The organism is Listeria monocytogenes (genome assembly GCF_041765605.1).
GTDB classification, from domain to species: Bacteria; Bacillota; Bacilli; order Lactobacillales; family Listeriaceae; genus Listeria; species Listeria monocytogenes_D.
Genome location: NZ_CP168900.1, coordinates 970,341 through 985,954 on the forward strand (window position 1 = coordinate 970,341; position 15,614 = coordinate 985,954).

General features: G+C 36.8%; 18 protein-coding genes. 8 read left to right on the plus strand and 10 right to left on the minus strand.

Annotated elements, in window-relative coordinates; genetic code table 11:
• Positions 1-44: 44 nt before the first annotated feature.
• From queG to nfsA, 3 genes are read left to right on the plus strand one after another with little or no spacing between them, the layout of a single operon-like run.
• Positions 45-1,184 (plus strand): tRNA epoxyqueuosine(34) reductase QueG, encoded by a 1,140-nt coding sequence (gene queG, locus AB2Q86_RS04890; RefSeq protein ID WP_003729876.1) that lies wholly within the window; start codon positions 45-47, stop codon positions 1,182-1,184.
• Positions 1,185-1,204: 20 nt separating this feature from the next.
• Positions 1,205-1,714, plus strand: coding sequence for a tRNA (uridine(34)/cytosine(34)/5-carboxymethylaminomethyluridine(34)-2'-O)-methyltransferase TrmL (trmL, locus tag AB2Q86_RS04895; RefSeq protein ID WP_003729875.1), 510 nt, complete (start codon positions 1,205-1,207; stop codon positions 1,712-1,714).
• 12 nt (positions 1,715-1,726) lie between these two features.
• Entirely contained in the window at positions 1,727-2,467 is a 741-nt protein-coding gene (gene nfsA / locus AB2Q86_RS04900; protein WP_012581640.1) for an oxygen-insensitive NADPH nitroreductase, read from the plus strand.
• A gap of 49 nt (positions 2,468-2,516) precedes the next feature.
• On the opposite strand, the gene AB2Q86_RS04905 is transcribed toward nfsA, so the two are convergent.
• The 6 genes from AB2Q86_RS04905 to AB2Q86_RS04930 all read right to left on the minus strand — a co-directional run bounded on the left by AB2Q86_RS04905 (position 2,517) and on the right by AB2Q86_RS04930 (position 7,880).
• A complete protein-coding gene (locus AB2Q86_RS04905; protein WP_003722759.1) occupies positions 2,517-2,678 on the minus strand; it encodes a lmo0937 family membrane protein in 162 nt (53 codons plus the stop codon).
• Between the two features lie 87 nt (positions 2,679-2,765).
• Positions 2,766-3,224, minus strand: a complete 459-nt coding sequence (locus AB2Q86_RS04910) for a low molecular weight protein-tyrosine-phosphatase (protein WP_012581639.1) — start codon at positions 3,222-3,224, stop codon at positions 2,766-2,768.
• Positions 3,225-3,236: 12 nt separating this feature from the next.
• Positions 3,237-3,983, minus strand: a complete 747-nt coding sequence (locus AB2Q86_RS04915; protein ID WP_012581638.1) for an SMI1/KNR4 family protein — start codon at positions 3,981-3,983, stop codon at positions 3,237-3,239.
• Positions 3,984-4,078: 95 nt separating this feature from the next.
• On the minus strand, positions 4,079-5,047 hold the full coding sequence (locus AB2Q86_RS04920) for a hypothetical protein (protein ID WP_012581637.1): 969 nt from the start codon (positions 5,045-5,047) through the stop codon (positions 4,079-4,081).
• Between the two features lie 26 nt (positions 5,048-5,073).
• Positions 5,074-6,063, minus strand: a complete 990-nt coding sequence (locus AB2Q86_RS04925) for a hypothetical protein (protein WP_119721740.1) — start codon at positions 6,061-6,063, stop codon at positions 5,074-5,076.
• 11 nt (positions 6,064-6,074) lie between these two features.
• Positions 6,075-7,880 (minus strand): HSP90 family protein, encoded by a 1,806-nt coding sequence (locus tag AB2Q86_RS04930; RefSeq protein ID WP_012581635.1) that lies wholly within the window; start codon positions 7,878-7,880, stop codon positions 6,075-6,077.
• Positions 7,881-8,081: 201 nt separating this feature from the next.
• Here AB2Q86_RS04930 and fri point away from each other — a divergent pair, with 201 nt between their 5' ends.
• The 4 genes from fri to AB2Q86_RS04950 all read left to right on the plus strand — a co-directional run bounded on the left by fri (position 8,082) and on the right by AB2Q86_RS04950 (position 10,568).
• The gene (gene fri / locus AB2Q86_RS04935; protein ID WP_012581634.1) at positions 8,082-8,552 is read left to right on the plus strand and encodes a non-heme iron-binding ferritin Fri; all 471 of its coding nucleotides are present in this window, start codon (positions 8,082-8,084) and stop codon (positions 8,550-8,552) included.
• 233 nt (positions 8,553-8,785) lie between these two features.
• Entirely contained in the window at positions 8,786-9,088 is a 303-nt protein-coding gene (locus AB2Q86_RS04940; protein WP_003722764.1) for a HesB/YadR/YfhF family protein, read from the plus strand.
• A 112-nt stretch (positions 9,089-9,200) separates the two neighbouring features.
• Positions 9,201-10,331 (plus strand): MBL fold metallo-hydrolase, encoded by a 1,131-nt coding sequence (locus tag AB2Q86_RS04945; RefSeq protein WP_014589032.1) that lies wholly within the window; start codon positions 9,201-9,203, stop codon positions 10,329-10,331.
• A gap of 9 nt (positions 10,332-10,340) precedes the next feature.
• The gene (locus AB2Q86_RS04950) at positions 10,341-10,568 is read left to right on the plus strand and encodes a DUF3006 domain-containing protein (RefSeq protein ID WP_003722767.1); all 228 of its coding nucleotides are present in this window, start codon (positions 10,341-10,343) and stop codon (positions 10,566-10,568) included.
• A 198-nt stretch (positions 10,569-10,766) separates the two neighbouring features.
• Here the strand turns inward: AB2Q86_RS04950 and AB2Q86_RS04955 are convergent, their stop codons facing one another.
• Both AB2Q86_RS04955 and AB2Q86_RS04960 read right to left on the minus strand, forming a co-directional pair.
• On the minus strand, positions 10,767-11,984 hold the full coding sequence (locus tag AB2Q86_RS04955; protein WP_003729868.1) for an MFS transporter: 1,218 nt from the start codon (positions 11,982-11,984) through the stop codon (positions 10,767-10,769).
• Positions 11,981-12,670: a FadR/GntR family transcriptional regulator gene (locus tag AB2Q86_RS04960; RefSeq protein WP_012581632.1), complete on the minus strand. Its 690-nt coding sequence runs from the start codon at positions 12,668-12,670 to the stop codon at positions 11,981-11,983. The genes AB2Q86_RS04955 and AB2Q86_RS04960 overlap by 4 nt, the downstream gene beginning before the upstream one ends.
• 120 nt (positions 12,671-12,790) lie before the next feature.
• On the opposite strand from AB2Q86_RS04960, the gene AB2Q86_RS04965 reads away from it, so the two are divergent.
• The gene (locus AB2Q86_RS04965) at positions 12,791-13,837 is read left to right on the plus strand and encodes an AI-2E family transporter (RefSeq protein WP_003729866.1); all 1,047 of its coding nucleotides are present in this window, start codon (positions 12,791-12,793) and stop codon (positions 13,835-13,837) included.
• A gap of 9 nt (positions 13,838-13,846) precedes the next feature.
• Here AB2Q86_RS04965 and AB2Q86_RS04970 read toward each other — a convergent pair whose 3' ends face one another.
• Both AB2Q86_RS04970 and AB2Q86_RS04975 read right to left on the minus strand, forming a co-directional pair.
• The gene (locus tag AB2Q86_RS04970) at positions 13,847-14,746 is read right to left on the minus strand and encodes an alpha/beta hydrolase (RefSeq protein WP_012581631.1); all 900 of its coding nucleotides are present in this window, start codon (positions 14,744-14,746) and stop codon (positions 13,847-13,849) included.
• Positions 14,747-14,766: 20 nt separating this feature from the next.
• Entirely contained in the window at positions 14,767-15,588 is an 822-nt protein-coding gene (locus AB2Q86_RS04975; protein ID WP_003729865.1) for an alpha/beta hydrolase, read from the minus strand.
• Between the last annotated feature and the right edge of the window lie 26 nt (positions 15,589-15,614).

The following is a 15,614-nucleotide window of genomic DNA, read 5'->3' on the forward strand; positions in this document are numbered from 1 at the left end:
CATTGCGTTTATTTTATTGCCTGAAAATAAGGAGAGAGGGGATGATGATAGTGAAGTCGACATCAGATTATGCCGCATTGAAAGAAGAACTCATTGCTTATGCGCATGAAATAGGTATTCAAAAAATTGGTTTCACAACAGCAGACCCTTTTTTATTTTTAAAAGAACGATTACTAGAAGCGGAAGCGCTGGATCTTTTTACAGGATTTGAGCATCCGGTAATAGATGAACGGGTTTATCCTGAGCTTATTTTCAAGGAACCGCAGTCGATTATCGCCATTGCACTTGCTTATCCATCTAAATTAAAAGAAGCACCTGTAAGTAAAAAAGGAGCTAGACGAGGTGTATTTGCCAGAGCTTCGTGGGGAATTGATTATCATACCGTTTTACGAGAAAAATTAGCGCTACTCGAAACTTTTTTAAGTGAACGTTTGCCAGATGTACGAATGAAATCAATGGTGGATACTGGGGAATTATCAGATGTAGCTGTAGCAGAACGAGCGGGCATTGGCTGGCGCGGGAAAAACACGCTGCTCATAACGCCAGAATACGGCTCGTGGGTCTATTTAGGCGAAATGATAACCAATATACCATTCGAACCAGATACGCCTGCTAGCGACTTGTGTGGCAGTTGCAACCAATGTGTGAAAGCCTGCCCGACAGGTTCCTTGCTGGGTGAAGGGAAAATGAATCCGAAAATATGTTTAAGTTATTTGACGCAAACAAAAGACTTTCTAGATGAAAAATATCGCGAAGTGTTGCATAATCGTTTGTATGGTTGTGATACTTGTCAGGTAGTTTGTCCGTATAATCGTGGGCATGATTTCCACTTTCATGATGAAATGGAGCCGGATCCAGAGCTTGTTCGACCAGAATTAAAACCATTACTACACATTTCCAATCGCGCTTTTAAAGAACAATTTGGTGATATGGCGGGTTCGTGGCGTGGGAAGAAGCCCATTCAGCGAAATGCCATCATCATTCTAGCGCGGTATAAAGATAAAACAGCTGTACCAGACTTAATTGACTGTTTACAAAACGATCCAAGACCAGTCATTCGAGGAACGGCTGGCTGGGCGCTAAGAAAAATCGGTGGAAGCGATGCCGAAAAAGCCGTCGAGCAAGCACTTCAAACCGAACAAGATGAACAAGTATTACAAGAATTAACTGCTATACCAAATTAATAGAAACCAGGTGAAAAGAAATGCCAAACCATATCGTACTGTACCAACCAGAAATCCCAGCGAATACCGGAAATATCTCCAGAACATGTGCCGGAACAGACACTTACTTACATTTAATCCGTCCACTTGGTTTTTCAACAGATGATAAAATGTTAAAACGTGCTGGACTCGATTACTGGGATAACGTGAAACTTTCTTACTACGATTCTTTAGATGAATTCTTCAAGAAAAATGAAGGCGGAGAATTTTATTACATTACCAAATTTGGTCGTCATGTTTATAGTGATATCGATTATAGCGACCCCAACAAAGATTATTTCTTCGTTTTTGGAAAAGAAACGACCGGATTGCCAGATGCGCTTTTACAAGAGAATGAAGAAAATTGTTTGCGTATCCCGATGACAGATCACATTCGCTCGTTGAATTTATCGAACACAGCGGCAATTTTAGCTTATGAAGCGTTACGTCAGCAGAATTTTGGCGCACTTTTACAAGAACCGAATTACGATCGAAAAATTTTTCAAGACTAAGGGGGAGTTAGGATGAATCAGGCGATAGATGCCATTCTAGGACATTACTCAGTGCGAAAATTTGAAGACAAGGACTTAACGGAAGAAGCGTTGACCTTACTTATCAAGAGTGCACAAGCCGCATCTACATCCAGTTTTGTTCAAGCATACTCCATCATCGGAATAACAGATAAAGCTATTCGGGAACAAATCTCAGCAATTGCAGGAAATCAACCATATACAGTACAAACCGGTCAACTATTTATTTTCGTTGCTGATTTAGCTCGTCATCACGCTATCTTAGAAGAACATCAAGTGGATACAACTGCACTGGAAACGTCAGAAAAATGGCTTGTTTCTGTGATTGATGCCGCACTTGCTGCACAAAATATGGCCGTTGCCGCAGAATCATTAGGACTTGGCATTTGCTTTATTGGCGGGATTCGTAACGATGTCGAACAAATCGCGGAAATACTTGATTTACCACCATATACGATGCCATTATTCGGCTTAACAATTGGTTATCCGGTTGCTAACAAAGAAAAAGCGAAACCGAGATTGCCTCAAGATTTGGTATACCACGAAAACAGTTACCAAAAAATGAACCCAACTATTCTAACTGAATATGATGAACAAATAAAAAATTACTACGACGAAAGAACAGCAGGAAAACGAGTAGAAGGTTGGTCCGAACAAATTGCACGTGGGCTTGGAAGAACAAGCCGTCTAGACTTAAAAGCATTTTTAGAAAAACAACATTTAAATCAAAAATAAAAGAACGGTACGGCGCATTATCTTAATGCGCCGTACCGTTCTTTTTCGGTTATTTCCGTTTATTTCTAGCCATTTGAATTAAGTTCCAAATAACGAGTATTAAAACGATTACTAACAAGATATTAATTAATCCACCCGCAATATGGAAAATAATTCCAAGTAACCACACTGCTAATAAAACTACGATTATTCCCCAAATAATTCCTAACATGTATAAAAACCTCTTTCTGCACTTTTGATTGTACTCTTATATATTCCCGTGAGGTCAGTCTTTAAACATATTAGGGCTAAAAACAGACTATTTTTTTGTGATATAGGCTAAAAGGGCCTTTACTCCCTCAGTTACCATGCGTTCGGTTTCATCAAAATCCCCTGTATAATATGGGTCTGGAATATCTTTATCCTCTTGACCAGGCACAAAGGACATAAGCGAGCGAACGATGACATCTGGATTATTATTAAGTGAATTTAAATCTGCTAAATTTTGCTGATCCATCCCGATAATAAAATCAGCTTCGTTAAAATCAACATCAGAAATTTTTCGAGCTCGCATCTCTTGATAATCAACACCATGCTTTTTCAACACTGCTTGCGTCCCGCGGTGTGGCGGTTTCCCTAAATTCCAAGTACCAGTTGCAGCAGAATCAATTTTTATTTCATCCGTTAACCCAGCTTCTGCAACTTCTTTCCGAAATAACCCCTCAGCCATTGGTGAACGACAAATATTCCCTAAACAGACAAAAACTACTTTTACCAATTGAATTCCTCCTTATTTCCATTCCTTATATAATTCGGCCAGAGTCGCTTTATTTATTCCATCACATGCTTCAAGTCGGACGAAAATTTGCTCCACAAGTTCAGGCGGGAGTTTTCTCCGGAAATAAAGCAATTGATTCTCAAACAAACTATAGACAACTAAATTATACGGGATTTCTCGTTTTTCAAGTAATCCTAAAAGCGTCTCTAAATACCACTTTTTATCTGGATAATCTTCTAATAGTTCCAGTAATTGTTTTGTTTTTTGCACATTGCTGGAAGCGAGAATTTGATTTAATTTTTTTATCGGAAATTGTTCCGCGAAATCGGTAGGAAAGGGACTAAAGTACAATTCCTCTATAAATGTAGCAAACGTTTCAGCAACAATAAGTGTTTGTAACGTTTCAAAATCAACATAAATAATACTGGGTTCGGTCGTAATATCTATATAGGAAAAACCAAGATAACGCGATTCATCCCGGTGGAAATAAACTTGCTTCCCTGCGAGATCAACATCCTTTTGTTCCGGAATATCCGTTAAAATTTCATCCAAACTAGCCAGATAATAGATTTCACCAAAATCCAGCCCATAAGAAGTCGGTTCCGTCGTCTTAAAATGATTTTTGCGAATCAATCCACCATTTTGCTCTGATAAAAGCTGTTTGTATTCAAATGGTAAAGTGACACCTAACGCTATTTCTTTTTCACGAATTGCTTGTTCCGTTGCGCCATTCTTTTCGTTTTTAACCCAAATCGTCATCCTCTTCAACTCCTCCCTGTATTATCCTAAAAAAAGCAAAATAGCGCAAACAAAAGAACATAGCTAGAAATAATTCCTAACTATGTTCCAAAATTTTACTTCAAAAGATCTTGATAATAACTATTTCCATTCCGCGCATCAAACTTCGCTGTTAAAGCTTCCGTCATTTCCACCAAATCAGCTTCTTTTTCTCGGTCGAAAAGAGGGTAGGCAGCTTGTAAGAAAATAAGTCGGTCTAAACCGCCTTCAGCTCTAAGAACAGTTTCTAGGTTAGTATCAATCACTTCCCGTGCTTTTTCCGTTTGCTTGGTAAGGACTAAATATTTAAGTAATTGACCAAGTGGTGGTAGCAAGGTAATTTGTTTTTCCACAAGTGGATAACCTTTATCAAAGCATTCTTGCGCCATTTTTTCATCTCCAAGTGCTAAATAAGCAAGCGCCATAGTTCCATACGTTAAATGAGGAACTTCCGCACAGCGTTGTTTTCCTTCAATAATCGGTTTTGCAGTTTTCTTGGCTGTTTCATAATCTTTAATGAAGCAATAATAAGAGACTTGATCGGTTTTTTCACAAGCTGGACAATCATTTAAAAAGTCTGCTTTTGTAGTACTCCATTTTTCAAATAGCTCTTTGGCTTTTTCAACATCGCCCATGCGCATGGCTGCAAGCGTGCACACTTTATAATAAGGTCTTAGCGAATAATTTTCTTGTTCGAATTTCACCTTCATATCATTCAAAAGGCCGTCAATTTGCGCTTTCGATACTTCATCAAAAGTCGGGACATGTTCACTAATCCATTTATATTTCCAAAAAAGATCTTCCGTGTCAATGTAAGCATCACTATCTTTGTCTTCCCATTTTTTGATTAACCAGCTAAAAGCCTGTAATTGCTTTTTCGGAAACCCAGCTGTTAAACATGTGTCAATCAACAGATCACGTGCTTCAATGCCATCATCTATATTGTTATACAAATCTGCACCAGCAATAATTCGTTCTAATACTTTTATTTTTTCAGGCGTGTCGTCCATTCCCCAAACTGATTCTAAATCATTCAAATAATCCATTTTTCTTCCTCCAGTTATATCTAAATTTAATGTAAAATATTTTTATAAGCATTGAAGCTATCTTGATAATAACTATTTTCATTTCGTCCATCAAACTTCGCTGTTAAAGCCTTTGTCATTTCCAACAAATCAGCTTCTTTATCCGGATCGAAAAGAGGGTAGGCAGCTTGTAAGAAAATAAGTCGGTCTAAACCACCCTCAGCTTTAAGAACGATTTCTAGGTTGGTATCAATCACTTCTCGCGCCTTTTCCGTTTGCTTGGTAAGGACTAAATATTTAAGTAATTGACCAAGTGAGGGAAGTAAGGAACTTTGTTTTTCCACAAGTGGATAACCTTTATCGAAGCACTCTTGTGCCATTTCTTCATCTCCAAGTGCTAAATAGGTAAGTGACATTATGCCATATGTCAAATGAGGAACCTCGGCACAGCGCTGTTTTCCTTCTATGATTTGTTTTGCTTTTTTCTTGGCCGCTTTATAATCTTTAATAAAGTAATAATAATGGACTTGGTCTTGTCTTTCGCAAGCAGGACAGTCATTTAGATAATCTTCTTTTGTAGTGCTCCATTTTTCAAATAGCTCTTTGGCTTTTTCAACATCACCCATGCGCATGGCTGCAAGAGTATACACTTTATAGTAAGGGCGTAACGAATAATTTTCTTGTTCGAATTTTATTTTCATATCGTTCAAAAGTCCGTCAATTTGTGTTTTCGATACTTCATCAAAAGTTGGAACATGTTCGCTAATCCATTTGTATTTCCAAAGAAGATCTTCTGTATCAATATAAATATCGTTGTCTTCGTCTTCCCATTTACTAATTAACCAACTAAAAGCTTGTAGCTGTTTTTTGGGAAAGCCGACAGTTAAACAAACTTCAATCAATATATCGCGAGCCCAACTGCCTTTTTCTACATCATTATGCGCATCTGCCTCCGTAATCATTCGTTCTAAGACTTTAATTTTTTCAGGTGTATCTGCCATTGTTAAAATTGGTTGCTTATCTTTTAAGTAATCCATCATTTTGTCTCCTATAGCATCTCTAAGATTCGTAACATATTTTGATTCATTAATACCATTTCTTTCCGTTTAAGCGGATAATGCCCTAATAGTAAGGCTTGGATATAAAGTACATTCACAATCACGGACAATTCTTTCACTGTTTTTCCAGAAGTGAAAAGTCTTTTAATCAGCTCGTTATCCAAATTTAAATACAAGTGAGCAAGCGGTGCAGGTTCTTGTTCTTTTTGGATGCTCTCTAAAATATCACTAAAAACAGAATTCGTTTCTTCGACAGCACGTTCTAGTTCGCGTAATTCTTGTGTTGCTGTAGAGTGGATGAAAATAATCGGTAAATCTTTCGGTTCAAAATGTTTAATTAATACATCTGTATCAAATTCAGCCATCATACTATTCATTTCTGTCAAAATAGGTTGGTAAGCCTGTTCTTCGCTCACTGTCATAGGCCGTAATTTATTAGTCATTTCTTCCGGTTCGATTAAAACAAATTCTGTCCCCTCAACAAAGTAACTTAATTGCGCTAAGATTGGCGAATCATAGGAATAGCCGCCGTTAATAAGCGTCATACCGCTTGATCTCGCAATATCCTTAATTTGTCTAAAGTCATCGACCGAGTAGGTGTAATAGATGACATCATTTTTAGCGATAATATCACCTAATTTTTCCTCGCCATTCAAAGTCCGAACTGGAAGATAAGGATAGATTAATTTTAAAAATGGTGCATCTTCACTCGCAAGTGCTTTAAAACCAAGATAATGTGTAGCTAATAATTTCATCAATGCTTCTTCTGGAAGAGTTTCAATTCCTTTTTTCAAAGCAACGCCAAGCTCGTCGGCAACACTAGTTAACCGCTCATTTTTATAAAATGCTTCACGAGAAGCAACAGGTTGAAGCTCATCCGTCCAAATCACACATTTAGCAAAAAACGACCAATCAGGCAAAATATTATTTGCTTCACTTGTGACATACATATTATTTAAAAATACCGTGTTCTTCCGGATAGCATTCATTTGAACAGCATGAGGAATCATATAAGCAATCCCAAACGTTCTTCCTGACTCATTTTCAATTAAGAAATAATCTTGGAAACGTGTTCCAAGGATATATTCGCCGTACTGAATAATTTGATCTTTTGATAGTTTAGACAAGGTTTCTTTATTGGAAAACTGTTTGGTCCAACTATTAATTTCTTCTTCTAAACCATTAATTTCTACTATTATATTACTTTCCAAAGAGGAACCATATTTTTTGAGTGTATTGATTAATTCTTCTACGTCCTCGCATTCAGGGTGCTCGTCTAAATCAGCTCGTAAGCGCAAATACACTTGTGTACCTGGTTCGCGAGTTTCCGTTTCTATTTTCCGAACCGAATAAGTTCCGTCCGCTTTTCCGCGCCATTCTGTTGTATTACCATCTTTCTTGGAAGTGGAAATCATTACAATCTCATCACTAACAATAAAACAAGAAAGTAAGCCAATTCCAAAACGACCGATAAAATCATTGGAACGCTCTCCATCAAAATCTTTTTCGCCTTTGGATGAATTAGCAATCGTTGCGAGAAAAGCGTGGACTTCCTCTTCGGTCAAACCAATTCCATTATCTTCTAAAATCAAAGTTTTTTCATTTGTGTCACCTGTTAGAGACACGAGGATTTTTCCTTCTAAAGTTGGCGTTAATTTTTTTCTAGCGCGAATGGCATCGGTTGCATTTTGTAGTAATTCGCGAATATAAACATCTTTTTCGTCATAAAGGTGGTTTGAGAGAATATCAATCATACCAGCCAAGTTCACCTGAAAACGGTGAGAGTGATTTTCCATAATTGGTCCTCCTAGTTGTATAAAAGTCCTTTTTATTCTATCATAAAAGAAGAGATAAATAATGAGAAAACAATAATAGATGTTTAAGAATTTATATCAGTGGTAAATACTTTGTGATGGTTTCCACACTGGACATTGATGTGGAAATAGATTATACTTATTATTAAGTGATAATCATTATAAAATAGGAGGAAGATAATTATGAAAACAATCAACTCAGTAGACACAAAGGAATTTTTGAATCACCAAGTAGCGAACCTAAACGTATTCACAGTAAAAATTCATCAAATTCATTGGTATATGAGAGGCCACAACTTCTTCACTTTACATGAAAAAATGGATGATTTATATAGCGAATTCGGCGAACAAATGGACGAAGTAGCAGAACGTTTACTAGCAATCGGCGGAAACCCATTCTCGACTTTAAAAGAGTTTTTAGAAAATGCGAGCGTTGAAGAAGCTCCTTATACGAAACCAAAAACAATGGATCAATTAATGGAAGACTTAGTTGGTACATTAGAATTACTTAGAGACGAATATCAACAAGGTATTGAGCTTACTGACAAAGAAGGCGACAACGTAACAAACGATATGTTAATTGCTTTCAAGGCAAGCATTGACAAACATATCTGGATGTTCAAAGCATTCTTAGGAAAAGCTCCATTAGAATAAAGAGTTATAAAAACTGTGCGGGATTAATCGTCTCGCACAGTTTTTTTGGCTCTAGTCTGTTATAGTACAATTTCCTTATTTTTACATTGTTTTAACACAATGTGGTTTAAAGTTTCTTTGAAAGAGGTATATTATCTTCATAACAAAAAGCAGAAAAAGTGAAATTCACCAAGAAATCTGCTATTCTTGAATAACAATCATTACGAAAAAATTGGAAACGAGGAGTGAAAAGTATGAATATCGAGGTAACGGACCAAGCAAATAAATGGTTTCATGATGAGTTTGATGTAGCTAATGGTAATGGAATTCGACTTTTTGCGAAATATGGCGGTTCTAACAGTTCCTTGCATCCTGGTTTCTCTATCGGTTTAACTGCCGAAAAGCCGCAAGAAGCAGCAGTCGCTGAGAAGAAAGAAGACTTAATTTTCTTCATTGAAGACCATGATTATTGGTATTTCAAAGACCACGACTGGAAAATTGACTATGAACCAAAAACGGAAGAAGTACTTTTTTCCTTTAAAGAAAAAGTGAAATGAATCCAACATAAATGACCGCGTGTAATCAAATTGATTTCAGGCGGTTTTTGTTTTAAAAACTTTACTGTTCCGCCTTCCTTTGCTATTCTACTAAGAGAGCAGGAGGAGAAAGATGACAAAGAAATTAGTAATCTGTATAAGTTTAATCGCGATATTTTTAAGCGGTTGTAGTTTTTCCGAACCATCAACGAGTAAATCGAACATTACCGAAAAAACATTGAATGGTGCAAGTTTTACATTTTTTGATGTTGGACAAGGTGATAGCACACTTATCCAAGCAGAAGATGGTACAACTATTTTGATTGATACTGGTCGCCAAGATGATGACCGTATTTTAACCTATTTAAAAGAAGCGAATATAAAGAAAATAGATTTGCTACTACTGACACACCCGCACGCAGACCATATCGGTAATGCTGATAAAGTAATCGCTACATACAAACCAAAAGAAATTTGGATGGATGGTTTAACTTTTTCTAGTAGTATTTACGAGAAAGTAATTGACGCGGCATTAGCTTCAGATGCCAAATACAAAGAACCGAGACGCGGCGAAAAAGCGACTTTTGGTCCATTTAATCTAGAGGTTTTAAGCCCTGATAAACTGGAAAATGACGCAAATAATGATTCTATCGCTGTAAAAATCACCTATAAAGATATTTCCGCTATTTTTACAGGTGACTCAGAAAAAGGCCGAGAAAGAGAAATGGTAGATAGCGGTGCCAATTTAGAAGCGGATATTTTAGATTTAGGGCACCACGGATCGTCCACATCCAACCAGCCATTTTTCCTAGATAAAGTAAAACCGCAAGTGGCTGTTTACTCTGCTGAAATGGCTAATAGTTATGGACATCCTCATGTGGAAGTGCTGGAGTGGCTAAAAGAGCGCGATATAAAAACATATGGAACAGATGTGAATGGTACGGTTATTATCGAAACCGATGGTGAAAAAATCCATGTGCAAACCGAAAAATCAGGTACACCAAAACCAGGTAGCAGTTATAATAAAGAAAATAGCACACAAAAAACAGAAGATGCAACATCCGAAGAATTACCAGAAAGCATTAATTTAAATACAGCATCTAGTGAAGATTTACAATTATTACCACTAATTGGGCCAGCGCTTGCAGAAAAAATTATTGCCGAGCGACCATATCAGTCCATAGATGACTTGAAAAAAATTAACGGCATTGGCGATGGCATTGTGCGCCAAATAAAAGAACAAGGCATTGCCGTAACAAAGTAGGTGATTAGGATGAAAAAAGCAATTTTAGATCGGATAGAAGATGGCAAAGCAGTTTTTCTATTAGAACCAGACCAAACAGAATGGCAAATTGACAAAGAAAAGCTCGATTCATCCATAAAAGAAGGGGATGTCGTCACTATTTCAGAAACTAATGAAATAATGAAACATCCCCAAGAAACGGAAGAAATGAAAAATAGAATTGCGGAAAAGCTAGAAAGATTAAGAGGGAGAAACTGAGAAAAACTTTTTTAAACTCTCATGAAATTATCATCTTTCTTTCAGCACATTCTTTTTTAGAAAAGTTATTATATGTATAAGCTAACAACAAGCAAAACATTTTCATTTCTTTCCCTTTTTAGAATGAAAATCCCAAACTCCCTTTTAGCTAGTGCGGTTTACTCCCTTTTTCCGCACTAGTTTTTTTATGCGCAAAAATCACTTTTTCTGAGAGAAGAGAAATTTATTGCGTCCAGCATCTAGGCCGCAGTATAGCATAATTAGAGTGATACCAACTAAAACATATAAGGTTGGTTGCCAGCTACCAAGCGCATCATGTAGGGTACCAAATAATATCGGACCGGAAGCAGCGAACAAGTAACCGATAGATTGCGCCATTCCAGATAGATCCGCTGATTCGGTAGCGCTTGTTGTTCGCAAATTAAAGAACATCATCGACAAACTAAATGACATCCCCGAGCCAATTCCATAGATAATGATAGCGATGGATAAAATAAGTATGCTACCAGAAGCAAACATAATGCCAAAAATTCCAATCAAAAAGAATAAAATAGAAATCCCAACAAGTACTTGCTGATTTTTCATTCGTCCAGCGATAATAGGAATAATAAACGTAATCGGCATTACAGCAAACTGCATCAAGGAAAGCATTAAACCACTCGACGTACTAGATAATCCTTGATCTGCTAAAATATTTGGTAACCAAGCAATCGAAATATAAAAAATTGCTGACTGGGAACCCATAAATAAAGAAATTTTCCATGCGAGTGGAGATTTCCAAACCGAAGTTGTAACCAAGTGAGTTGCAATTTTTTCCGTCGAGCGTTGATTATATTTTAGTTGTGGAATCCAAATGACTAGAGCAACGACACCAAGAATCGCCCAGAAAACCATACTTCCATGCCAACTAAAGCGGTTGTTCATAGCAATAGGAACCGTTAGCCCAGCTGCAAGCGCCGCACATAAATTCATCGAAATGGAATAAACCCCGGTCATTAGCCCCAATTTAAATGGAAATTCTTTTTTTATCAAACTTGGTAAAATAACATTTCCGACAGCAATAGCAAGACCAATCATAAACGTTCCAGCAAACAAATTAAATTCGCCGCCGAACGGTCGTAGTAAGCTACCAACTACAAGCGTTAACAGTGCTACAAATATTAATACTTCTATACCAAGCGCACGACTTAGCTTAGAAACAAATGGTGACAGACCTGCAAATGCAAGTAATGGAATCGTTGTAAGTAACCCAGCCATCGTATTAGTTAAATGTAAATCTGACTGGATCATTCCAAGTAACGGACCAACAGATGTAATCGGTGTCCGTAAGTTCGCTGCAATCAAAATAATGCCTAAAACTAGCATCACCTTACTCGAACGTGTAAGGATTTTTTTATTGGTTAAATCTGAATTCATTTCTTTTCTCCATTCTTAGCAGCAATTCGTTTGAAAAGAGTAATATACTCTGTTACTTCATGTGCTGCTTGTTCTTGATTTCGATTTTCAATAGCTTGAACAAGTGTGGCATGCCCATTATGCTGATTTGCCTCTGGGTTCATTTCCGTTGTACTTGTAATTGAAAACTGTATTTCTTCTAAAATATTGACATACATATCTAACAACAAATCATTATGAGCTGCCTTGACAATTGTTAAATGAAGGGCAGAATCAGCTTTGACAAAAGCAGGTACATCATTTTTTTCAGTCGCTAGTTGGCATTGTTGTCGATATTTTTCCAGCATAGCTAAATCTTCCTCCGTGCGTCGTTCGCAAGCTAGAATAACAGCTTCTCGATCAAGCGCATGCCGGATTTCAAGGATTTCTTGAACAGTCGATTCGCGAACTCGTTTTTGCATGATAGCATTAAGCTCACTATTATTACGGACAAAAGTACCATCGCCTTGTTTTGTCTCCAGCAAACCAATATGAGCTAAGGCGCGGATAGCTTCACGCAGCGTATTACGGCTAATACCAAATTCAGCCATCAAATCCGCTTCTTTCGGAATGCGCTCACCAATTTTCCACGTACCATTAGTGATTTCTGCCTTTATTTGATCATAAACTTGCTCTGCAAGCGATTTTCGTTCAATTTTTTCTACCATACTTTTCACTCCTTTTTAAAGGTAGGATGATTGGTTCTATTTTACAGAAGAAATGTTTTTTTGTAAACCTTATTTTGTTAAACTGTGATAAAATGAAGAAAGAAAAGGGCTGGTGAAAATATGAATTGGTTAGAGAAACTAAAAGAAAATGACACTGCAAGACGGGTGCTAGTGTTTGTCCTTCTAGGCATTGTATTATATTTACTCAGAAGCATGATTGATTTAATTTTACTCACATTCATTTTTGCATTTTTAGTAACACGATTAGAGAATGTTATTTTAAAAAGGGTGCGCATACCGCGAAAGTTAATCGTTATCGTACTGTATTCATTAGTGGCAATTTTCTTATATGTTGCCATAGTGCATTTTTTACCAATCTTAATTAATCAAATTTCTCAATTAGTAGATTCTCTTGTGAAGCTTTACAATAATCCAAGCGATAATACGATTGTGAAGTGGATTGTTGGATTTTTAAAAGAGTCTAACATTCAAAAATATTTACAAACAGGTGTTGATTTTATTATTGCTTCCCTTTCAGGTATCGGGTCTGTTGGATTATCGTTTTTCCTAGCGTTAATTCTTAGCTTGTTCTTCTCTTTAGAAAAAGAACGAGTGACTTCTTTTACTGGGCAATTTATGACAAGTAAAGTAGGCTTCATTTTTAAAGAAGCTGCCTTTTTTGGAAAGAAATTTGTTTCCACTTTTGGAGTGGTTTTAGAGGCGCAATTAATGATTGCATTAGTGAATACGGTTATTACGACAATCGCGCTCTACTTGATGGATTTTCCGCAGTTACTTAGTTTATCCATTATGGTGTTTGTTTTGGGATTAATTCCAGTGGCCGGCGTAATTATTTCCTGTATTCCGCTAGTGCTGATAGCTTATTCCGTTGGCGGATTCCAAGATGTAGTGTACATTTTAATTACCGTAGTCATTGTCCACGCGATTGAAACATATATTTTAAATCCAAAACTAATGTCATCTAAAACGAATTTACCTGTATTTTATACATTTATTATTTTGATTTTCTCAGAAACATTTTTTGGCGTGTGGGGGCTCATCGTAGGAATACCTGTTTTTGTATTCTTATTAGATATTTTAGAAGTGAGAAATGCTGACGACTTGAAAAAACGAACGATATTTGGACGCAAGAAAAAAGTAGATTAAGGCTATTGCTTAATCTACTTTTTCTATTCCCCATAAAAAGTTAGCTACTTCGGCATCCACATCGGTATTTTCATGGAGTTTACTATGAGCTGCATTCTTACCTGTGAATGTTTTTTCTTCGTAACTTGCGGCTTGACCTTCGAAAATGAATTTGCCAGATAAGGCGCTCGCGACAGAAACACTACCATCGCTTTTTGTTCCGTTTAATGTATCACCTGCAATATTTAAAACGTGTAAATTAGTAGGGATTTTTTGTTTGTTTTTAATAAATTCGCTATAACGGTCTGAAGCTTGTTTCGGACCAGAATCTGTAAGATCATAAGCTGTCACACCATCATCACCAATCACTAGTCCGTTAAGCGGAGAGCCAATTAAGACAAGTTTTTCGAGAACAGGATAGGCTTTGTCACTACCGACTTTTTCGATATAGCTCGTTAAACTAACGCCACCCATGGAATGTCCCACAGCATAAACTTTTTCAATATGATAATTGTTTTTTAGCTCTTTCATTACATTTTGAATCCACTGTGCTTGATTGACCATCGAGCTTTTATTATCTTCAAAAATGACTTGAATAGAAGGATTGTGACTGAATTTATCGTAGTCTCCTTCCGTGCTTACAGTTCCATCGGCAGCTACAGTCATAACAAGCGATTTTGTTATGTCTCCGTCTTCAGCAAGACGATTAATCATACCGCCGAATGAATTGGCTGTTCCAGAATATCCATGAACAAATAGGGTCGGAACGGCAATTTCTGAAACAGGTTTTTTAGCTTTTTCCGTTGTTTTATTTGCTGTTGCAGTAGGTTCTTTAGCTGTCTTTTTAGTAGGTTCAAATTGAAGGAAAATTATCCAGAAGCCAGCAATTATAATAGCTAATGCGATAATTAAAATAATCATTTTTTTCATTCGAAACATCCTTTAATCGTTTATTTCTCGCCCCATAAAAATTGGCCAACATACTTATCCACAACAGTAGATTCGTGCATACTACTATGAGTAGCTTGTGGTCCTTTAATGACATGTGTCGTCACTTTTTGATGGGCAAATAATTTTTCACCGTATAAAACACTATCTAATTTCACTTCACCATCACTATTTGAACCATCTTCCAAATTACCACCGATAATCATAATTTCTGTATTACTTGGCAAAACTTTCGCCATTTTTTCGGCGAATTTAGCATGAACATTATTTGCGTTTTTAATATCGACTTGCTGATCGCCATTCACGTATTCTTCCGGATAAAATGGAACGGCAAGAAAGACAATTTTATTTACTTGAGGATAGGACTTGTTTTTTTCATAACTAGCTAAATATGAAACCCAAGCGCCACCACCCATGGAATGACCCACTGCATTGAATTTTTTAATGGCATAGTTCTGTTGTAAATAAGACATTACTTTTTTTGTCCACATAGATTGTTGGGGCAGTGTTGCTCGATTATCTTCAAAAACAATATTGATAAGTGGATTTTTTTCCTTTTTATTATAAGTTCCAGTAGTAGAAATTTTTCCGTCTGGGCTTACATTTACCGTTAATGACTCTGTACCCCAGTGATACTTTTGGTCAAAGCGGCGTATCATTCCGTGAAGCGAGCGATCTGTCCCGCGGTAACCATGAATAAAAATGGTTGGAATGGAATCATTGGCTGCTTTTGGATAAGTCGTGTTAATGGATAGTAAAATAAAAATAGCTCCAACTAAACAACCCAATGGTAAGATAATGGAGAAGAACACGCGCTTTAGCATTATTGTACGCCCCTTTAAAATTCGTT